This is a genomic window from Paraburkholderia tropica (assembly GCF_014171495.1).
Lineage (GTDB): Bacteria > Pseudomonadota > Gammaproteobacteria > Burkholderiales > Burkholderiaceae > Paraburkholderia > Paraburkholderia tropica.
Genome location: NZ_CP049135.1, coordinates 1,071,777 through 1,092,542 on the forward strand (window position 1 = coordinate 1,071,777; position 20,766 = coordinate 1,092,542).

18 protein-coding genes are annotated in these 20,766 nt (G+C 65.8%); 15 read left to right on the forward strand and 3 right to left on the reverse strand.

Features of this window, described 5'->3' with window-relative positions; all coding sequences use genetic code 11:
- Position 1: 1 nt before the first annotated feature.
- The 4 genes from G5S35_RS19585 to G5S35_RS19600 all read left to right on the forward strand — a co-directional run bounded on the left by G5S35_RS19585 (position 2) and on the right by G5S35_RS19600 (position 2,400).
- Positions 2-496, forward strand: a complete 495-nt coding sequence (locus G5S35_RS19585; RefSeq protein ID WP_065063378.1) for a Na+/H+ antiporter subunit E — start codon at positions 2-4, stop codon at positions 494-496.
- Positions 490-765: a K+/H+ antiporter subunit F gene (locus tag G5S35_RS19590; protein WP_065063380.1), complete on the forward strand. Its 276-nt coding sequence runs from the start codon at positions 490-492 to the stop codon at positions 763-765. The genes G5S35_RS19585 and G5S35_RS19590 overlap by 7 nt, the downstream gene beginning before the upstream one ends.
- A 13-nt stretch (positions 766-778) precedes the next feature.
- Positions 779-1,219: a Na+/H+ antiporter subunit G gene (locus G5S35_RS19595; RefSeq protein WP_082992152.1), complete on the forward strand. Its 441-nt coding sequence runs from the start codon at positions 779-781 to the stop codon at positions 1,217-1,219.
- Positions 1,220-1,614: 395 nt separating this feature from the next.
- On the forward strand, positions 1,615-2,400 hold the full coding sequence (locus tag G5S35_RS19600; protein ID WP_065063382.1) for a DUF4397 domain-containing protein: 786 nt from the start codon (positions 1,615-1,617) through the stop codon (positions 2,398-2,400).
- Positions 2,401-2,466: 66 nt separating this feature from the next.
- Here the strand turns inward: G5S35_RS19600 and G5S35_RS19605 are convergent, their stop codons facing one another.
- Entirely contained in the window at positions 2,467-3,375 is a 909-nt protein-coding gene (locus G5S35_RS19605) for a LysR family transcriptional regulator (RefSeq protein ID WP_065063384.1), read from the reverse strand.
- A 172-nt stretch (positions 3,376-3,547) separates the two neighbouring features.
- Here G5S35_RS19605 and G5S35_RS19610 point away from each other — a divergent pair, with 172 nt between their 5' ends.
- From G5S35_RS19610 to G5S35_RS19650, 9 genes are all read left to right on the forward strand, one after another.
- Positions 3,548-5,674, forward strand: a complete 2,127-nt coding sequence (locus G5S35_RS19610; protein ID WP_183038876.1) for a 3-hydroxyacyl-CoA dehydrogenase NAD-binding domain-containing protein — start codon at positions 3,548-3,550, stop codon at positions 5,672-5,674.
- Positions 5,675-5,828: 154 nt separating this feature from the next.
- Complete coding sequence (locus tag G5S35_RS19615) at positions 5,829-7,037, forward strand: acyl-CoA dehydrogenase family protein (protein ID WP_183038877.1); 1,209 nt, start codon at positions 5,829-5,831, stop codon at positions 7,035-7,037.
- 11 nt (positions 7,038-7,048) lie between these two features.
- A complete protein-coding gene (locus G5S35_RS19620) occupies positions 7,049-8,185 on the forward strand; it encodes an acyl-CoA dehydrogenase family protein (RefSeq protein ID WP_183038878.1) in 1,137 nt (378 codons plus the stop codon).
- 106 nt (positions 8,186-8,291) lie between these two features.
- A complete protein-coding gene (locus G5S35_RS19625; protein WP_183038879.1) occupies positions 8,292-9,503 on the forward strand; it encodes a CaiB/BaiF CoA transferase family protein in 1,212 nt (403 codons plus the stop codon).
- A 38-nt stretch (positions 9,504-9,541) separates the two neighbouring features.
- A complete protein-coding gene (locus G5S35_RS19630; RefSeq protein WP_183038880.1) occupies positions 9,542-10,291 on the forward strand; it encodes an electron transfer flavoprotein subunit beta/FixA family protein in 750 nt (249 codons plus the stop codon).
- 14 nt (positions 10,292-10,305) lie between these two features.
- Positions 10,306-11,241, forward strand: coding sequence for an electron transfer flavoprotein subunit alpha/FixB family protein (locus tag G5S35_RS19635; RefSeq protein ID WP_183038881.1), 936 nt, complete (start codon positions 10,306-10,308; stop codon positions 11,239-11,241).
- Positions 11,242-11,451: 210 nt separating this feature from the next.
- A complete protein-coding gene (locus G5S35_RS19640; RefSeq protein WP_065057714.1) occupies positions 11,452-11,775 on the forward strand; it encodes a DUF485 domain-containing protein in 324 nt (107 codons plus the stop codon).
- The gene (locus G5S35_RS19645; protein WP_065057713.1) at positions 11,772-13,466 is read left to right on the forward strand and encodes a cation acetate symporter; all 1,695 of its coding nucleotides are present in this window, start codon (positions 11,772-11,774) and stop codon (positions 13,464-13,466) included. The genes G5S35_RS19640 and G5S35_RS19645 overlap by 4 nt, the downstream gene beginning before the upstream one ends.
- 302 nt (positions 13,467-13,768) lie before the next feature.
- A complete protein-coding gene (locus G5S35_RS19650) occupies positions 13,769-15,820 on the forward strand; it encodes a VTT domain-containing protein (RefSeq protein WP_074981338.1) in 2,052 nt (683 codons plus the stop codon).
- An 82-nt stretch (positions 15,821-15,902) separates the two neighbouring features.
- Here G5S35_RS19650 and G5S35_RS19655 read toward each other — a convergent pair whose 3' ends face one another.
- Positions 15,903-16,187 (reverse strand): hypothetical protein, encoded by a 285-nt coding sequence (locus G5S35_RS19655; protein WP_065057711.1) that lies wholly within the window; start codon positions 16,185-16,187, stop codon positions 15,903-15,905.
- Positions 16,188-16,402: 215 nt separating this feature from the next.
- Here G5S35_RS19655 and G5S35_RS19660 point away from each other — a divergent pair, with 215 nt between their 5' ends.
- Positions 16,403-17,485, forward strand: a complete 1,083-nt coding sequence (locus G5S35_RS19660; protein WP_065057710.1) for a Dyp-type peroxidase — start codon at positions 16,403-16,405, stop codon at positions 17,483-17,485.
- The gene (locus G5S35_RS19665; protein ID WP_065057709.1) at positions 17,478-18,278 is read left to right on the forward strand and encodes a family 1 encapsulin nanocompartment shell protein; all 801 of its coding nucleotides are present in this window, start codon (positions 17,478-17,480) and stop codon (positions 18,276-18,278) included. Before G5S35_RS19660 ends, G5S35_RS19665 begins: the two co-directional genes overlap by 8 nt.
- Positions 18,279-18,373: 95 nt before the next feature.
- Here G5S35_RS19665 and G5S35_RS19670 read toward each other — a convergent pair whose 3' ends face one another.
- Positions 18,374-20,635, reverse strand: a complete 2,262-nt coding sequence (locus G5S35_RS19670; RefSeq protein WP_183038882.1) for a TonB-dependent receptor — start codon at positions 20,633-20,635, stop codon at positions 18,374-18,376.
- Positions 20,636-20,766: the final 131 nt, after the last annotated feature.

Sequence of the window (20,766 nt, forward strand, 5' to 3'; positions counted from 1 at the left end):
CATGCTGAAACGGCTCTTTCCGCATCCGTGGCTCACCCTCGTACTGCTCGTCTGCTGGGTGCTGCTGATGAACGACCTCTCGCCGGGCAATCTGCTGCTCGGCGCGGCGCTGGGCTGCGTGATTTCGTTTTGCGTCGGCGAAGGTCTGTGGCTGCAGCCGGTGCGCTTCGGCAAGCCGTGGCGGCTCGTGCGGCTCACGCTGCACGTGCTGATCGATATCGTGGTGGCGAATGTGGAAGTCGCGCTGCTCGTGCTCGGCCCGACGAAACGCCTGCGCCCGGCCTTCATCGAAGTGCCGCTCGACAGCACGCATGAAATCGCGCTCACGGCGCTCATCAGCATCGTCTCGCTGAGTCCCGGCACGCTGTGCGCCGAACTCAGCGACGACCGCACGCGCCTCGTCGTGCACGTGCTCGACCTCGACGACGAAGCCGCGCTTGTCGCGCTCATCAAGTCCCGTTACGAAGCCCCGTTGATGGAGATCTTCGCATGCTAGCCATCGCCATTCCGGTTTCGCTCGCGATCCTAGGCCTTGCTTTTCTGCTCACGCTCGTGCGACTCGTGCGCGGGCCGTCGCTGCCCGACCGCATCGTCGCGCTCGACACGCTCAACATCAACGCGATCGCCCTGATCGTGGTGTACGGCATCAGCCTGCGCTCGACGGTCTTCTTCGAAGTCGCGCTGCTGATCGCGGTGATGGGTTTCGTGGGCACCGTCGCGCTGACGAAGTATCTGCAGCGCGGCGACATCATCGAACTCAACTGAACGAGGCCCGCCGATGCAAACCGTCATCGAAGCGATCGTCTGCGTGCTGCTGCTGATCGGCAGCCTGTTTACGCTGGTCGGCGCCATCGGGCTCGCGCGTCTGCCCGACTTCTTCATGCGCCTGCACGGCCCGACCAAATCGACCACGCTGGGTGTAGGCGGCATCGTGCTCGCCTCGGTGATCTATTTCAGCGCGAACAGCAACTTCGCGAGCCTGCATGAATTGCTGATTCCGGCGTTCCTGTTTCTGACCGCGCCGATCAGCGCGCACATGCTCGCCAAGGCGGGCACCCAGCAACGCGTGCCGCTCGCGGCGGCCACGCGCGGACGCCCGCCCATCACGGGCGCGAGCGCCGACAAGCGCGACACGCGCGAAGTGCGCGAAGCGCATCCTGATTCCCAGCCGCAAGTTGCAGACCCGAACCCGGACGGCACGCCCGCTCAGGATGCCTGAGCGCCGGCGCGCTTAAAAGCGGCATCGTTTCACTGTTTTCACGGTTTTCGTTGTAAAGACAACGCGCGGCGCATCGGACCGGTCTGCCACGGCGCTTGTCCGTCCGATCATCCCCGCGATCATCCGCGCGCTCACGCGCCACTTCCCTCGCTTTCGCAGCACGCCCACGCCGCCTCCGCGCAAGCGTTCGCACGGGCGCGCTTACGCCTTGTTACGACTTCGCCCACGCAGCGCGACGCCCACGGCACAGCGATTGCTGAGCATGCTCGCCCGCCCGCGCGCGGCATTTTACGTGGCAAGCAACACTCGCCCGCGCGGCTGGACAGCCATAACAAACGCGCACACATACACCGTGCCTTCTACAGCTGGAAACGAAACCCGATGAGGTGGATGAGATGAAGACGATTCGCACCCTGGCCGTGCTCGCGAGCGCGGCGGCCCTGCTGAGCGCATGCGGCGGCGGCGGCAACGACGTAGGCAAGGAACTCGGCCTGCAAAACCCCGAAGTCCATTTCGTGCACGCGCTGCCCGGCGGCGGCAACGTGGACTTCCTCGTGAACGGCGCAGCCCTGCAAACCAACATCGCATACAAGCAGGTCACCAACTTCGCGAACATCAACACGGGCAACACGACCGTGGCCTACGCCAATACCGGCTCGACCACGGCCATCGCCAGCGGCAACTTCCCCGACGTCGCCAAAGGTCACGAATACACGGTGCTCGCGTTGCCCGCGCTTGCCGGCGGCGACATCGGCCTGATCGACGATCCGTTCGACAAGGGCCTGCTCTCCAACAGCGCACGCGTGCGCGCGTTCAACGCCACCGTCAACGCGCAGAATCTCGACATCTACATCGTCGCGCCCGGCACCGACATCAACACCGTGGCGCCGACCATGGCCGGCGTGGCGTACAAGAACGCCGTGCCGGCGAGCGGCCAGGATTCGAACTACCTGAACGGCGGCACCTACGTCGCCATCGCGACGGTGTCCGGTTCCAAGACGGCGATCTTCCAGTCGGCGAGCTTCGATCTCGCGAACAACGCCGACTGGCTGATCACCTCGGTGCCGATCTCGGGCACGCTCTCGCAACTCGCGGTGGGTCAGATCCATCTGCTGGTCGCGCAAGGCGGCAACACCTCGCAGCCCGCCGTCGAGCTGATCAACCAGCTCACGGGCGTGTAATCCGGCTCGCCCTCCAGCCACAAGCGCTGTTGTAAAAGCCGCCACCGGAGCCGCCGCGATGCTCGCTCACGCGGCGGCGCCGCGCCCCGTCTTGTGCGCTTCGTCGAGCACGAAGTCGATGAAGGTGGCGGCCGCGCGCGTATGGTGGCGGTTCGGCATGTACAGCATGTACATGTGCGTGCCGAAGATGCTCAGACGCCACGCGTCGAGCGACGTCACCACCGCGCCGAGCCGGATGTCGTCCTGCACCACGTAGTCGGGCACGATGCCCACGCCGAGTCCGGACAAAATCGACTGGCGCAGAAACAGGAAGTTCTCCGAAATAATCGACGGTTCGAGCAGCACCTCGTGCCGGTCGTCGTCCAGATAGCCCGCGAGACGCAGTTGCCGCCCGACCACCGTGGCGGTGATCACGGGCGCGCTCGCCAGATCTTCCAGCGTCTGCGGCATGCCGTGCTGCTGCGCCCACTGCGCCGACGCACAGATGATGTACTTCACCGCACCCATGTCGCGCGCGACGAGATTCTGCGGCGGTTCGTGCATCACGCGCACGGCGATGTCGACTTCGTCGCGCAGCAGATCTTCCACGCGATTTTCGAACATCACGTCGAGCACGATGCCCGGATAAAGCCGCTTGAAGCGGATCAGCCAGTCCGACATCACGAGCTGGCCATAGCCGCTCGGCACGGAAAGACGCACGCGCCCCTGCAGACTCTTGCCGAGCGTGGACACCGACTCGCGCGCCGCCAGCAACGCGTTCTGGATCGAGCGGCCGTGCTCGTAAAGCTTCAGGCCGATCTCCGTCGGCTCGACGCGCCGGGTGGTGCGGCGCACCAGTTGCAGCCCGACCGATTTTTCGAGGTGATTGAGGTGGTAGCTCACGTTCGCGCGGCTCATCTTGAGCCGGCGCGCCGCCTCGCTCAGATTGCCCGCGTCGAGTATCTCCACCAGCATGGTTAGCGCATTGACATCCACGTTCGGGTCTCGGAGTTTTCTGCAGACTGATTATTGTCAAAGAATCTTTGACAGTCTGTCAACGAACCATGGGATTGTCAATTAACCTTGGCGTATCCACAATAAAACGAATATCAGAGAACCGCCTTCCGGGCCCTGCGCCTGTCGGGCCCTCAATCCGGAGACACCCTTCATGGCAATCGATACGGCCGTTCCCGTTTCTCCCGTCACCCACGAACTGCGCGGCAAGGTGCTGCTTGTCACCGTCGACAACCCGCCCGTGAATGCGCTCGGCGTCGACGTGCGGCGCGGCCTCGCGGCCGCCATCGAGCACGCCGAGTCGAACGACGCCGTGCAGGCCGTGCTGATCGTCGGCGCGGGCCGCAACTTCATCGCCGGCGCCGACATCCGCGAATTCGGCAAGCCGCCGCAACCGCCCGCGCTGCCCGAAGTCTGCGCGCGCATGGAGTCCTGCCACAAGCCGGTGATTGCGGCCATTCACGGCGCGGCGCTCGGCGGCGGCCTCGAAGTGGCGCTCGCCGCGCACTATCGCCTCGCCGTCGCGGGCGCGAAGCTCGGCTTGCCCGAAGTCAATCTCGGCCTGCTGCCGGGCGCGGGCGGCACGCAGCGCACGCCGCGTCTGATCGGCGCGCAGGCCGCGCTCTCGCTCATGCTCAGCGGCCGTCACGCCAGCGCGCAGGAAGCGCTCAAGATCGGTCTCGTCGACCGCGTGGGCGCGAGCGAAGACATTCTTGCAGAAGGTCTCGCCTACGCGCAGGAACTGCTCGCCGCGCATGCGCAGCCGCGCCGCACGCGCGACGCGCAGGCGCTCGCCGACCGCGCGGCGTCGCAGGCCGCCATCGACGCCGCGCGCGCGGAAACCGAGAAGAAGTCGCGCGGTTTGTTTTCCCCGCTGAAGATCATCGATTGCGTGCAGGCCGCGCTCGATCATCCGTTCGAAGAAGGCATGCGCGTCGAGCGCAAGCTGTTCCTCGAATGCCTCGACAGCCCGCAGCGCGCGGGCCTCGTCCACGCGTTCTTCGCCGAGCGCGAAGTGCAGAAAGCGCCGGAAACGAAGAGCGCGAAGCCGCGCGCGATCGAAAGCGTCGGCGTGGTCGGCGGCGGCACGATGGGCGCGGGCATCGCCGTGGCCGTGCTCGATTCGGGCCTGCCCGTGACAATGATCGAACGCGACGAGGCCTCGCTCGAACGCGGCCGCGCGCACGTCGAAAAAGTCTACGACGGCCTCATCGCGAAAGGCCGCATGACGCCCGAAGCGAAGGCGCAGACGCTCGCGCGCTTCAGCGGCAGCACGTCGTACGACGCGCTCGCGAACGCCGACCTCGTGATCGAAGCCGTGTTCGAGGAAATGGGCGTCAAGCAGGCCGTGTTCGCGGAACTCGACCGCGTCTGCAAGCCGGGCGCGGTGCTCGCCACCAACACCTCGTATCTCGACATCGACGCCATCGCGGCCAGCGTGAAGCGCCCGCAGGACGTGATCGGCCTGCACTTCTTCTCGCCCGCGAACATCATGAAGCTGCTCGAAGTCGTGGTGCCGAAGGCCGTGAGCGCCGACGTCGTCGCCACCGCATTCGAACTCGCGAAGAAGCTGCGCAAGGTGCCGGTGCGCGCGGGCGTGTGCGACGGCTTTATCGGCAACCGCATTCTCGCCGTCTATCGCACGGCGGCCGATCATCTGATGGAAGACGGCGCGTCGCCGTATCAGATCGACAAGGCCGTGCGCGAATTCGGCTTCCCGATGGGCCCGTATCAAGTGGTCGACCTCGCGGGCGGCGACATCGGCTGGGCCACGCGCAAGCGCCGCGCGGCCACACGCGACCCGAAAGCGCGTTACGTGCAGATCGCCGACCGCCTCTGCGAGCGCGGCTGGTTCGGCCAGAAAACGGGCCGCGGCTTCTACCTCTATCCGGAAGGCGCGCGCGTGGGCACGCCCGACCCGGAAGTGGAATCGATCATTCGCACCGAGCGCGAGCGCGCGGGCATTGCGCCGCGCAGCTTCACCGACGAAGCCATCCTGCGCCGCTACATGGCCGCGATGATCAACGAAGGCGCGAACGTCGTGCACGAAAAGATCGCGCTGCGCCCGCTCGACGTCGATGTCACGCTGATCTACGGCTACGGTTTCCCGCGCTATCGCGGCGGCCCGATGCAGTACGCCGATACGGTCGGCCTCGCCAATGTGCTCGCCGACATCCACGAATACGCGAAGGAAGATCCGCTGTTCTGGAAGCCCTCGCCGCTGCTCGTCGACCTCGTCGAGCGCGGCGCGAACTTCGCGAGCCTGAATCAGATCGGCTGAATCGCGTCGCTCGATGCATCGCTACATGCATCGATAGCCGCATCGCTGGAAGCATCGCTTGAACAGCGCGTGACGGCCTCGCCGCCACGCGCCTGAATACCCGCCCGCGCCCGGCACCGCTTGCCGCGCGCGGGCCGCAAGGAGCAACACCACCATGGACCTGAAATTCACCACCGAGGAAGAAGCCTTCCGCAGCGAAGTGCTCGGCTTTCTGCGCGATCATCTGCCGCAACGTCTCGCCGATATCGTGCGCACCGGCCGCCATCTCACGCGCGACGACATGGCGCAATGGCACGCCATCCTCAACGACAAAGGCTGGCTCGCGAATCACTGGCCGCAGGAATACGGCGGCCCCGGCTGGACGCCGGTGCAGAAGTTCATCTTCGAAAACGAATGCGCGATTGCGGGCGCGCCGCGCATCGTGCCGTTCGGCGTGAACATGCTCGGGCCCGTGCTCATCAAGTACGGCAGCGAAGCGCAAAAGCGCTACTGGCTGCCGCGCATTCTGAACGGCGCGGACTGGTGGTGTCAGGGCTATTCGGAACCGGGCGCGGGCTCCGACCTCGCCTCGCTGCGCACGAGCGCCGTGCGTAAAACCGACGCGAACGGCGACTACTACCTCGTGAACGGCCAGAAGACGTGGACCACGCTCGGCCACTACGCGAACATGATCTTCTGCCTCGTGCGCACCGCCACCGATGTGCGCAAGCAGGAAGGCATCAGTTTTCTGCTGATCGACATGAATACGCCGGGCATCGAAGTGCGCCCGATCGTCACGCTCGACGGCGAGCACGAAGTGAACGAAGTGTTCTTCACCGACGTGCGCGTGCCGGTCGAGAACCTCGTCGGCGAAGAGAACAAGGGCTGGACCTACGCGAAATATCTGCTGACCTACGAGCGCACCAACATCGCGGGCGTGGGCTTTTCGGTCGCCGCGCTCGCGCGCCTGAAACACGCCGCGCAGCAGGTCAAGCGCAACGGCAAGCCGCTCGCCGACGATCCGCAGTTCGCCGCGCGTCTCGCGAAAGTCGAGATCGACCTGGAGAACATGAAGACCACCAATCTGCGCGTGATCGCGGCGGTGGCCGGCGGCGGCGTGCCCGGCGCGGAAAGCTCGATGCTCAAGATTCGCGGCACCGAAATCCGCCAGGAGATTTCGTCGCTGCTGCGTCGCGCGATGGGGCCGTACGCGGCGCCGTTCGTCGAAGAAGCGCTGCACGAAGGCTATGACGGCGAGCCGATCGGCCCCGACGAAGCCGCGAGCGCCGCGTCGCAGTATTTCAACAATCGCAAGCTGTCGATCTTCGGTGGCTCCAATGAAATCCAGAAGAACATCATCTCCAAGATGATTCTCGGTCTTTAAGAGGTCCTGCTATGAACTTCCAGCACACCGAAGACCGCCGCATGCTTGCGGATACGCTCAATCGCTTCATCGCGGAGCAATACGGTTTCGAGAGCCGCGATAAAATCGCGCGCTCGCCTGAAGGCTTCAGCGCGCCGATGTGGCAGCGCTTCGCCGAACTCGGCGTGATCGGCGCGCTGTTCGACGAAGCGGACGGCGGCTTCGGCGGCCAGGGTTTCGACGTCGCGGTCGTGTTCGAATCGCTCGGGCGCGGTCTCGTGGTCGAACCGTTCCTCGACACGCTGATCGTCGGCCGTGCGCTCGCGCACGCGGGCAACGAGGCGCAGCGCGCGCGCATCGCATCGTTGATCGACGGCTCGCAGATCGCGGCCTTCGCGCACGACGAGCCGGGCTCGCACTACGAAGCGGCGCGCGTGAGCACGCGGGCGGAAAAGCGCGGCGACGGCTGGCTGCTGCAAGGCGCGAAAGGCGTCGTGCAGCACGCGGAGCACGCCGACGTGCTGCTCGTCTCGGCGCGCACGTCGGGCGCGGAATTCGACGAAGCGGGCATTTCGCTCTTTCTCGTGCCGCGCGACGCGCAAGGCGTGCGCGTGCGCGGCTATCGCAAGCTCGACGGCGGACGCGCGGCCGAAGTCACGCTCGATAACGTGCAACTGGGCGCCGACGCGCTCGTGGGCGTGACAGGCGCGGGCTTCGCCACGCTCGAACAGGCGAGCGGTTACGGCCTCGTCGCGCTGGCATCGGAAGCCGTGGGCGCGATGGACGTGGCGCGCGATCACACGCTCGAATATCTGCGTACGCGCAAGCAGTTCGGCGCGCCGCTCGGCAGCTTTCAGGCGCTGCAGCATCGCATGGCCGATCTGCTGCTCGAAATCGAGCAGGCGCGTTCGTCGGTGATCAACGCGGCGGCGGCCATCGGCGCGGCGCGCGTCGAACGCGAGCGCGCGCTGTCGGCGGCGAAGGTCACGATCGGGCGCATTGGCGCGCGCGTGGCCGAAGAAGCGATCCAGTTGCACGGCGGCATCGGCATGACGTGGGAGTTGCCGCTTGCGCATTACGCCAAGCGTCTCGTGATGATCGATCACCAGCTCGGCGACGAGGATCATCATCTCGCGCGTTATATCGCGCTGTCGCGCGCAGCGGCCTGATCGTCGCGCCCCAGCTCCAACCCGGCGACGGAAAGGCGGGCGCGATGCAACAGACGCGACAGCGACGCGCGGCCTTCCCTCAACAACGAACCAGGAGTGCCTGCTGATGCAGACTCACAACACCGGCCTGCCGCTTTCGGGCGTGCGCGCCCTCGATCTGTCGCGCGTGCTCGCGGGTCCGTGGAGCGCGATGGTGCTCGGCGACCTCGGCGCGGAAGTCATCAAGATCGAACATCCCGACCGCGGCGACGACACGCGCGACTGGGGCGTGCGCATCGGCAAGACCGAGACCGCTTACTTCAACAGCGTGAACCGCAACAAGCGTTCGCTTACGCTCGATCTGCAAACGCCCGAAGCGCAGGAGATCGTGCGCGAACTCGCGAAGACCAGCGACGTCTTTATCCAGAACTTCAAGTTCGGCGGCGCGGAGAAACTCGGGCTCGGCTACGAGCAATTGCGCGCGATTAATCCGCGCCTCATCTATTGCTCGATTTCCGGCTACGACCGCACCGGTCCCGAAGCGAAGCGTCCCGGTTACGACCTCGTCGTGCAGGGCGAAGCGGGCCTGATGGCGCTGAACGGCGAGGCGGACCAGCCGCCGCTGAAGTTCGGTGTCGCGGCGGTCGATCTGTTCACCGGCATGTATTCGGCGCAGGCGATGCTCGCCGCGCTCTACGAACGCGAGCGCAGCGGTCGCGGGCGTCACATCGAAATGGCGCTGTTCGATTGCGGGCTGATGATCACTGCGTACTACGGCCTCGAAGCGCTCGTGATGGGCGAAGATCCGCCGCGCTACGGCAACGCGCATCCGTCGATCGTACCGTATGGCGTATTCGATGCCGCCGATGGTCCGCTCGTCATCACGGTCGGCAATAACGCGCAGTTCGAACGCTTCGCGCGCGAAGTGATCGAGCGCCCCGACATCGCCGACGACGCGCGCTACAAAACCAACATCCTGCGTTCGCAGAACCGCGCGACGCTCGTGCCCGAACTCGAACGCGAACTCGCCAGCCGCGGGCGCAAGCTGCTGCTCGAACGGCTCGCGGGCGCGGGCATTCCGTGCGGCGAAGTCGCGGGCCTGCGCGAAGCGCTGCTCTCGAAGCGCGCGACCGATGCGGGACTCGTGACGCAGCAGCCGCATCCGGACACTGAAAGCGGCACGACGCCGGTGCTCGCGCCGCCGTGGCGCTTCGACGGCGAACGCATGCCCGTGCGCCGCGCCCCGCCGCAACTCGGCGAAGGCACGCGCGACGTGCTCGCGTCGCTCGGCTATAGCGACGAACAACTCGCGCAATTGAAGGACAAGGGCGTCATTTGAGCCCGCTTGAATAAACCCGTTGGAACAGGAGGAGTGCTGTGAAGATTCTCGTACCCGTCAAACGCGTGGTCGATTACAACGTGAAGGTTCGTGTGAAGTCGGACGGCACGGGCGTGGATATCGCGAACGTCAAGATGTCGATGAATCCGTTCGATGAAATCGCGGTTGAAGAAGCGGTGCGCTTGAAAGAAGCGGGCATCGCGACGGAAGTGATTGCGGTTTCGGCGGGCGTTTCGCAAGCGCAGGAAACGCTGCGCACGGCACTGGCGATTGGCGCGGATCGTGCTGTGTTGATCGAATCGAATGAGGAATTGCAGCCGCTGGCGGTGGCGAAGCTTTTGAAAGCGCTCGTCGATAAAGAGCAGCCTTCGCTGGTAATTCTCGGCAAGCAAGCCATCGACGACGATTCGAATCAGACCGGTCAGATGCTTGCCGCTTTGGCGGATCTGCCGCAAGCGACGTTTGCTTCGAAAATCACGGTTGCGGATGGCAAGGCGACGGTGGCGCGTGAAGTCGATGGCGGCGCGGAAACCTTGGCGTTGACATTGCCCGCTGTCGTGACGACGGATTTGCGTTTGAACGAGCCGCGCTACGTCACGCTTCCCAACATCATGAAGGCGAAGAAGAAGCCGCTCGAAACGATCACGCCGGAAGATCTCGGCGTGGATGTCGCTCCGCGTTTGAAGACGCTGAAAGTTTCGGAACCGCCCAAGCGCAGCGCAGGCGTGAAAGTGCCTGACGTGAAAACGCTGGTCGAAAAGCTGAAGACCGAAGCCAAGGTGCTGTGAGGAGCGAATCGAAAATGACGAACCTGGTAATTGCAGAACACGACAATCAGTCGATTAAAGCCGCAACATTGAACACGATTGCAGCGGCGCAGAAAATTGGCGGCGATGTGCATGTGCTGATTGCTGGCCACAACGCGCAAGCGGCTGCGGATGCAGCGGCGAAAATCGTCGGCGTTTCTAAGGTGCTGCTCGCCGATGCGCCGCAACTCGAACAAGGTCTCGCGGAAAACGTTGAAGCGACGGTGCTTTCAATTGCGAAGAACTATTCGCATATTCTCGCGCCTGCTACTGCAAGCGGTAAAAACGTTACGCCGCGTATTGCCGCCAAGCTCGACGTTGCGCAGATCAGCGATATCACTGCGGTTGAAAACGCCGATACGTTCGAGCGTCCGATTTACGCTGGCAATGCGATTGCGACGGTGCAATCGGCTGATCCGGTGAAGGTCATCACCGTTCGCACCACGGCATTCGACGCGGTCGCTGCGGAAGGCGGCAACGTATCGGTAGAAAAAATCGAAGCGGCAGCGGACAACGGCAAAGCGCAATTCGTCAATCGCGAAGTCACGAAACTCGATCGTCCCGAACTCACCAGCGCAAAGATTATCGTGTCAGGCGGACGCGGTCTGGGCAGCGGCGAAAACTACACCAAAGTGCTTGAACCGCTCGCGGACAAACTCAACGCAGCACTCGGCGCATCGCGCGCGGCGGTGGACGCAGGCTACGTGCCGAACGATTATCAGGTCGGTCAAACCGGCAAGATCGTCGCGCCGCAGCTTTACGTCGCCATCGGCATTTCAGGCGCGATTCAACATCTCGCGGGCATGAAAGATTCGAAGGTGATCGTCGCGATCAACAAGGATGAAGAAGCGCCGATTTTCACCGTAGCCGATTACGGTCTCGTCGGCGATCTGTTCACGGCCGTGCCGGAACTCGTGAACACGCTCGCATAAAGCGCGAAACCCGAAGCACAAAACCTGAAACACGCAGCACCCACAAGACGCGAATAAATAGCGCGCGCGCCGCCCCGCTCTCCAGCGGCGCGGCGCATTCAAAGACACAACAACAGCGTTCCCGTCGGAGAAAGCGTCAGGCAACCCCGTGAAGGTGGCCCGGCCCCGTTCGTCCGTCGCCTATCCGGCGGCACTGGCAAGGAGACACCTATGGCCTCATCCTCGATCGACACGATCAAGGCGCATCCCGAGTACCGGCAGCTCGTCGCGGCACGACGCCGCTTCAGCTTCTCGCTCACCGCGCTCATGATCGCCCTGTATTACGGCTTCATCCTGATCGTCGCGCTCGCGCCGCATCAGCTCGCGCATCCGCTGTATGCGGGCGCGACCACGAGCGTCGGCATTCTGGTCGGCGTGGGCATCATCCTCGGCGCGATCGCGCTGACCGGTTTCTACGTGCTGCGCGCCAATCGCCGCTTCGACCCGGCCATGCGCGCGCTCATCGCCCGGCTGCAACACGAGGTGACGGCATGACGCGCCCGCTTCGTTCATTCGCCGCGCTCGCGCTCGCCACGGCCTCCGTGCTCGCGCACGCCAACGTGCCCGCCGGCCCGGCCGCGCCCATGCCGCCGCATCAGCACAATCCGGTGGCGATCGGCATGTTCCTGCTGTTCGTGCTCGTCACGCTCGGCATCACGCAATGGGCCGCGCGCCGCACGCGCACCACGCGCGACTTCTACACCGGCGGCGGCGGCATCACCGGCTTCCAGAACGGCCTCGCCATCGCCGGCGATTACATGTCGGCGGCCTCGTTTCTCGGCCTCTCGGGCATGGTGTTCATCTTCGGCTTCGACGGCCTGATCTATTCGATCGGCTTCCTCGTCGGCTGGCCGTTCGTGATGTTCCTGATCGCCGAACCGCTGCGCAATCTCGGCAAATTCACCTTCGCCGACGTCGTCGCCTATCGCTTCGCGCAAGGCCCGATCCGCATGATGACCTCGGCCAATTCGCTCGTCGTGGTGATCTTCTACCTGGTCGTGCAGATGGTGGGCGCGGGCAAGCTGATCGAACTGCTGTTCGGCCTCGACTACTGGATCGCCGAAATCGTGGTGGGCGCGCTGATGGTGATCTACGTGTTCTTCGGCGGCATGACCGCGACCACGTGGGTGCAACTCATCAAGGCCGCGCTGCTGCTGTGCGGCGCGACGCTCATGGCGATTCTCGCGCTCGCGCAATTCGGCTTCAGCCCGAACGAGATGTTCCGCCAGGCCGTGAACGTGCATCCGGGCGCGCTCAGCATCATGGCGCCCGGCAAGCTGATCCGCGACCCGCTCAACGCGCTCTCGCTCGGCATCGCGCTGATGTTCGGCACGGCGGGCTTCCCGCACATCCTGATGCGCTTTTTCACGGTGCCGAACGCGAAGGAAGCGCGCAAGTCGGTGTTCTATGCGACGGGTTTCATCGGCTATTTTTATCTGCTCACGTTCGTGATCGGCTTTTCGGCGATCGCGCTGCTCGCGCAGCATCCGGAGTTCTTCCGCCTCGACGCCGGCGGCCACTTCAATCTGACGAGCGACCTGCTGGGCGGCTCGAACATGGTGGCCGTGAAGCTCGCCCAGGCGGTGGGCGGCAATCTGTTCTACGGCTTCATCGCGGCGGTCACGTTCGCGACGATCCTCGCCGTGGTGGCGGGCCTCACGCTCTCGGGCGCGACCACGGTCTCGCACGATCTGTACGCAAGCTGGCTCGCGCGCGGACGCAAGGACGAACGCCGCGAAATGCGCATCTCGCGCGTGGCGACGCTCACGCTCAGCGTGATCGCAATCGCGCTCGGCATCCTGTTCGAGCATGCGAACGTGGCGTTTCTCGTCGGTTTGGTGGCGGCGGTCGCGGCCAGCGCCAACTTCCCGGTGCTGGTGATGTCGATCTTCTGGCGCGGCATGACCACGCGCGGTGCGGTGGCGGGCGGCGCGCTCGGCCTTGCGGCTTCGGTGCTGCTCACGCTGTTCTCGAAGTCGGTGTGGGTCGACGTGCTGCATCACGCCCACGCGCTCGTCATGCTCGACAACCCGGCGCTCGTGTCGGTGCCGCTCGCGTTCATCGGCATCTGGACGGTCTCGCGCCTCGATAACAGCGCGCGCGCCCGCAAGGAGCGCGAAGCGTTCGCGGCCCAGGAGTTCTACGGCCAGACCGGCCTGCTGCCGATGGAAGCGGTCAAGCACTGACGCAAGCCGGACGCGCGGAAAGCGCAACACGTGCTGAACGCCCCGCGCCGCGCGCCTCGCGCGCGCCGCGGGGCGTTTTTTCATGGGCGCGGCGGCGTCACGGCGGGCGCAACCCGGCGGCGCGCCGGAACCGTAGCGGTGCAGCACCGCGCGCGCAAATCCGACCCCGGTTATATTGCGGATGGGGACGCGCGCTTCGCTCACGACGACCAGTACGCCGGTGACGCCGCGCGCCGCGCCCCGCGCCGATCCACCGCCGCGCCGGCCCGCGCGGCTCCCAACCAGGCACCCAACCCGCGTCGATGGAGCACGCCTACGTCCAGTTGCTGCACCTGCTCGCCGAGTATCCCGGCTGGACGCTCGCGTTCGTCGTGTTCGCCGCGTTCCTCGAATCGCTCGCCCTCATCGGCACGTTCTTTCCGGGCAGCACGGCGATGTTCATCGCGGGCGCCTTCGCGGGCACGGGCGCGCTCAATCTCGGCTGGCTGTTCGTCTGCGCGATCGTGGGCGCGGTGGCCGGCGACGCGCTGAGCTTCTGGATCGGCCGCCGTTATTGCGACTCCATCGTCAAGGTCTGGCCGTTCAGCCGGCATCCCGCCATCCTCGAAAAAGCCGAAGCCTACTTCGCGCGCCACGGCACGCGCAGCGTGATCCTCGCGCGCTTCGTCGGACCGCTGCGCGCCGTGGTGCCCATCGTCGCGGGCATGGCGGGCATGACGCCGATGCGCTTTTTCGTGATGAACGTGATTTCCGCGCTCGTCTGGGCGCCCGCGCATATCCTGCCGGGCGTGGTGTTCGGCGCGTCGCTGCAACTGGCGGGCGCGGTGTCGTTCCGGCTCGTGGTCGCGCTGGCGATGATCGCGCTCGCGTTCTGGCTGATCTGGCGCTTCACGCACGTGCTGCTCGCGCATCTGGACCAGTGGGCGGGCGCCTCGCGGCGCGGCGCGGCGCAGTGGGCCCAGCGGCACGGCGAAAGCCACGCGGCGCGGCGCATCGCGCGCCTGCTCGACCCCAGGCAGCCCGCGCTCGGCGCCGTGCTGGTGGTGACGGCGCTGGTGCCGCTGTGCGCCGCCGTGTTCTCGTACGTGCTGAGCAACCTGCTGCGCGGCGATCCGCTCGTGCAGATCGACCAGTCGGTGCGCCTCTTTCTGCATTCGATCCACACGACCTGGGCCGACGACGTGCTCGCGCGCGTCGAAACGCTCGGCAGCAATCTCACGCTCGCCCTGCTGGTCGTGACCGTGACGGCGTGGATGGCGCTCGAACGGCGCTGGCGCACCATCGCGTACTGGATGCTGGCCGCGGGCGTCTCGCAGGCGCTCATCCTCGTACTGCGCATCCTGATCCATCACGACGTGGGCGCGGCGGCGCACGTGGGCGCATACGTGTTCCCGAGCGACCGCGTGGCGTCGATGGTGATCGTCTACGGCTTCATGATGTTCCTGCTCGTGCGGCGCGCGAACATGCCGCAGGCCGCCATCGTGGCGACGCTCGGCAATGCGATCGTGGTGTCGGTGACCTTCGCTGGCCTTTATTTCGACCGCTTCCTGTTCTCCGACGCAATCGGCGGCGCGGCCTTCGCCTCGATCTGGGTCGCGGCGGTCGTGCTGCTCTCGCTGTGGCGCTATCCGCAGCGTCCGCCCGAGCGCAACGTGATGCCGTCGATCGTGCTCGCGGTGCTGGTGCTGGCATTCGTGCTGCAACGCGGCGCGGCCGGGCACGTGGCGGCCGTCGAATCGCGCGACGAAGAACCGCCGGTCGTCGTCAGCCAGCTCGCGTGGACCGACACGCTCTGGCGCACCTTCGCGTGCTACCGCGTGGACATGAAAGGCGAGCGGCGCGAGCCGATGACGCTCCAGTGGGCCGCCAGCGCCGCCGACCTGAGCCACGCGCTGCGCGACGCGGGCTGGAGCGAAGGCACGCAGTTTTCGGTCAAGAGCGTGCTCTCGCTGGTCGCGCCGAACGTCGACGCGCTCTCGCTGCCGCTGCTGCCGAAGCTGAACAACGGCCAGCCGTCGCCGCTGGTGTTCGCGCGCCTGCATCTGCCCGACGATCCGCAACGGCCCGGCAGCCGCCGCGACGTGCTGCGCTTCTGGCCGACCGGCTATGCGCTCGCGTCCGCCGACACGCCGATCTGGGTGGGCTCGCTCGTGCACGAACGGCTGCGCCGCGCGTCCTGGCCGTTCAACGTGCTGACGACCTACGTGGATCGCGACAACGACGGCAGCGACCAGGTCCGCCGCCCCGACCTGGCCGCGCCGGGCGAGCCGCCCGGCTGGCGCGTCATGACGATGCCGGGCAGCGAAGGCTGCGAAGGGCGACCGGTCATGCTGGTCGTTTCCGGCGGCCGCTGATTGAGCGCGGCGATTCCACGCACCGCCTGACGGCTGCGCCCGGCCCTGCCGGCACAGGCGTTCGCGGCGGCCGACGCGATCGCTACGCGCCCGGCTGGGCCAGCGACTCGGCCCAACTGCCGCTGGCGTGGAAGCGGTCGATGCGCGAGCGCGCGTCGGCGTACGCGGCGTCGAGCGCCGCATCGGGCCCGACGTAATTGCGCATCAGATCGTGAAAGCGCACGCTGCGCCCGTCCAGATGCGCATCCGCGCCGTGCCGGCAGATATAGCCGCTGTAGTGAAACAGCGGCTCGGGCGAACGCGGCCCGAATGCCGGAATCGGCAACACCCAGATTTCGAAGCCTTCATGTTCGGTGTGGTCCCACATGACTGATCTCTCCGCGGACAGGACAGGGCTATCGTCGCACGCGCGCCTTTTACCTGCAAACCGCCTGTTTCCGCGAGTTTGATTACACTATGCGGCACTGGCCCCCACGCTCCCCACGCGCGCCCGGCAGGGAACCGAAAGCTTCCCGCCCGCGCGCCGCCGCGGCGTGCGCGGTGCCGTATCCGCATCCGACTTCACGAGCGAAACCCCACACCATGACGCCGGCCTCACTCACGCAGGAACCGCAGTCCGTCTCCAGCGCCGTCACCCGCAGCGCGTTTTTCATCGTCCTGTCCGTCAACGAGGATGCCGCCAGCCGCGCCGCCGTGCGCGCCTGGTGCGCGGACGTCGGCAATCTCGTGCGCGCCGTCGGCAAACGCGTGCCCGCCGGCAACCTCTCGTGCGTGGTCGGCTTTTCGTCCGACGCATGGGACACGCTGTTCGGCGAGCCGCGTCCCGCCGAATTGCACCCGTTCCGCGAATTCGGCAAGGGCGAGCGCGTGGCCGTCGCCACGCCGGGCGACATCCTGCTGCACATTCGCGCCGACGAAACCGACCTCTGCTTCGAACTCGCCACGCAGCTCATGAAGAAGCTCGACGGCGCGGTCACGACCGAGGACGAAGTGCACGGCTTCCGCAACTTCGACATGCGCGCGATGATCGGTTTCGTCGACGGCACCGAGAATCCGACCGGCAACGAAGCGGTCCATTTCACCGTGATCGGCGAAAACGAAGACCCCGACTTCTGCGGCGGCAGCTACGTGCTGGTGCAGAAGTACCTGCACGACATGAAGGGCTGGAACGCGCTGCCCGTGGAAGCGCAGGAACACATCATCGGGCGCACCAAGCTGCAGGACATCGAACTCGACGAAGACGTGAAGCCGAGCTGGTCGCACAGCTCGCTGACCACGCTCGACGACGCCGACGGCAACGAGATCAAGATCCTGCGCGACAACATGCCGTTCGGCCGGCCGGGCTCGGGCGAGTTCGGCACGTATTTCATCGGCTACGCGCGCTCGCCCGCGCCCATCGAGCAGATGCTGGAAAACATGTTCGTCGGTTTGCCGCCAGGCAACTACGACCGCCTGCTCGACTTCAGCCGCGCCGTGACCGGCGGGCTGTTCTTCGTGCCGTCGCAGCCGCTGCTCGAAGCGCTCGCCGACCACGAACCGGGCGCGGCCGCCACCATCGACACGCCGGACGCCTCAGCGCCGGACACGCAAACCGAGACGGCCGCCGCGAACGCGGACGGCTCGCTCGCCATCGGATCACTCAAAGGAGCTCCCCGGTATGAATAACCTCCATCGCGAGCTGGCGCCCATTTCCACGGCCGCGTGGTCGCAGATCGAAGAAGAAGTCGCGCGCACCTTCAAGCGCTCGCTGGCGGGCCGCCGCGTCGTGGACGTGAACGGCCCCGGCGGCGCCGCGCTCGCCGCGGTCGGCACCGGCCATCAGAACGGCATCGAAGCGCCGCTCGACGGCATCCGCGCGCGCCAGCGCGAAGTGAAGGCGATCGTCGAACTGCGCGTGCCGTTCGAACTCTCGCGCGAAGCCATCGACGACGTCGAGCGCGGCGCGGAAGACTCCGACTGGCAACCGGCGAAAGACGCGGCCACGCGCCTCGCGTTCGCCGAAGACCGCGCGATCTTCGACGGCTACAAGGCCGCGCAGATCACGGGCATTCGCGAAGGCACGTCGAACCCGCTGCTGCCGATGCCCGCCGACATCGCCGATTACCCGACGGTCATCGCCAAGGCGCTCGAACAACTGCGCCTGCAGGGCGTGGACGGCCCGTACGCGGTGCTGCTCGGCTCGGACGCCTACACGGCCGTGAGCGAGGCGAGCGATCAGGGCTATCCGATTCTCGAACACATCCGCCGCCTCGTGAACGGCGAGATCATCTGGGCGCCGGCGATCGAAGGCGGCAGCATTCTCAGTACGCGCGGCGGCGACTTCGCGCTGCATCTGGGTCAGGACGTGTCGATCGGCTATGCCTCGCACGACGACAAGAGCGTGAAGCTGTATCTGCAGGAAAGCTTCACGTTCATGATGCTGACGTCCGAAGCGTCGGTGACGGTGACGGCGGAGTAAGCGCGCGCGTCGCACTTAACGCACGTGCATGACGCACACGCAAAAAAAGGGGCGCTCGCAGCGCCCCTTTTCCGTTTACACCTTGCGTCCACGCATCACTGATAGAAGTTCAGCGTGACCATCGCCGAGCGGCCCGGCGCCCAGGTCGCGTAGATCGGATACGCGCTCTGGTAGTACTTCTTGTCGAAGATGTTGTTCACGTTGAGCTGCAAGTCGACCTTCTTCGAGACGCGCCACGTCGCCGACGCGTCGAAACGCGCGTAGCCCGGCGTCCACTTGCGCGAGGTCGCCGACACCGATGCATACGTCAGGCTCGACACCGTCGCGCCCGCGCCGATGTTCAGCTTCGGCAGCACGTCGTAGCTCGTCCACAGCGTGAAGTTGTGCTTGGGCACCATCACCATCGGCAGGCCGGAGAGCGCCGGGCTCGTCGGACCCGCGTTGGTCGTGATCGCGTCGAGATACGAATAGCCGCCGAACACGGCCCACTTTTCCGTCACGTTGCCCGCGAAGCCGAATTCGAAGCCGCGCACGCGCTGCGAACCGGCGTTGATCGTGCCGCCCAGGCCGTCGCTCACGCGCGCGTTGGTCTTGTCGGTCTGGAACAGCGCGGTCGTCAGCGACAGACGGCGGTCGAGCACGTCCCACTTCGCGCCCACTTCGATATTGCGCGAACGCTCCGGCGCGAGATCCTGATTGGTCGCCGTGAGCTGGTCGGTGCCGCCGCCCAGCCCCGAGTTCGCGCCCGGCGGATTCGCCGACGTGCCGTACGACGCGTACAGGCTCACCGTGTCGATCGGCTTGAAGACGAGGCCGAACTGATAGCTGAACAGGTTCGACGTGTTGTTCAGATTCGCCACGCCCGCTTGCTCGGCCGTCACGTCGTAACGGTCGAAGCGCACGCCCGCGTTGAAGATCCAGCGCTGCGACAGTTGCACGCTGTCGAACAGATACGCCGAGGCGGTGTTGGTCTGCGTATGCGTCGCCGGGCCGGGGAAGCTCTTGTCGCCGTTGAGCAGCACGCTGCCGGTCCACGGATTGTTCGGGTTCCAGCTGCCGAGCGGCGTGCAGTTGTACGCCACCGAGCACGGGCCGCCCGAGCGGATGTTGTTGCCCTTCGAATCGGTGACGAGATAGCCCTCGTAGAGATCCTGCTCGTGGCTGAACTCCACGCCCGCCGTGAGCGTGTGGCGCATGCCGTAAAGATCGAACTTGCCGTTCGCCTCGGTCTGGTTCGACACGCTGTTGGTCGCGTACTTGCCGCTCTTGGCCTGCAGGCTCAGCAGGTTCGGATTCGTGCTGGAGATCTGCGGATTGGTCGCGAGATAGTCGAGCGTCGAGCGGCCGAACATCGTCGTGTTGTGGATCTTCCACGCGTCGTTGATGCGGTGCTCGACCTTCACTTCACCCGTGTCGGTCTGGCCGTAGCGATAGTCGCGCGAATTCAGGCCGTAGAACTGGCTGCGGTTGCTCGGCACCGGCGTGCCGCCCGTCGAGCGGAACGGCACGCTGAAGTCGGGCATGTCGTAGCTGCTCAGGTGGTAGTAGCTCACCGTGACCGTGGTCGGCGAGTTCAGGCCGAACGCGATCGACGGCGCCACGCCCCAGCGCTTGCTGTAGACGTTGGTGCGGCCCGCCTGGTCGGCGTCGTGGCCCATCGCGTTCAGGCGGAACGCGGTGGTGTCGTTGAGCTGCTGGTTCCAGTCGATGGTCGCGCGGCGATAGCTGTCCGTGCCGAGTCCGATGCTGCCGTTGATGAAGCTGTCGGCCTGCGGCGTCTTGGTCGTGATGTCGATGCTGCCGCCCACCGAACCGCGCCCCGCGTACACCGAATCCGGGCCCTTCACGACGCTGATGTTCTCCACGTCGAAGGTCTCGCGGTTCTGCACGCCCGAGTCGCGCATGCCGTCGACGAAGATCGAGTTGCGCGACTCGAAGCCGCGAATCACCGGACGGTCCGCCGACGGATTCGCCGCCGCGTCGCCGCCGAGGAAGGTGATGCCCGGCACCGTGCGCAGCGCGTCCTGGAACGTCGAGACGTTCTTCTGCTTGAGCACTTCTTCCGGAATCACCGTGATCGAGCGCGGCGTGTCGATGAGCGGCGAGGTGAACTTGTACGACGAAAGCGACTTCGTCTGCATCTCCGAAGGCGCCGAGGAGCTGACCTTGACGGCGGGCAGCATGGCGTCGGCGGCGTTCGGCGTGGGCGTCGTGGGCGTCGTGGTGGTGGCGGCGCTGGATGCGGCCACGGCCGGCGCAGCTTGCGCATGCGCGGCGGTCGCGGCGAAAAATCCGGAGCAATAGAGGGCTGCGACGGACGCGACAGTGCGCATCCGACTCGGGAAGTGAGCGGACATGGTGAGCGGCTTGATCGAAGGCGGAGACGGGATAGCACCAGGCGTCACGCGCCACGCAGCACTTCCCGGCCCCTGTAATTTATGTTATTTGCAAATGCGTATGATTCTCATTTGCCGTCGCAATTGTAATG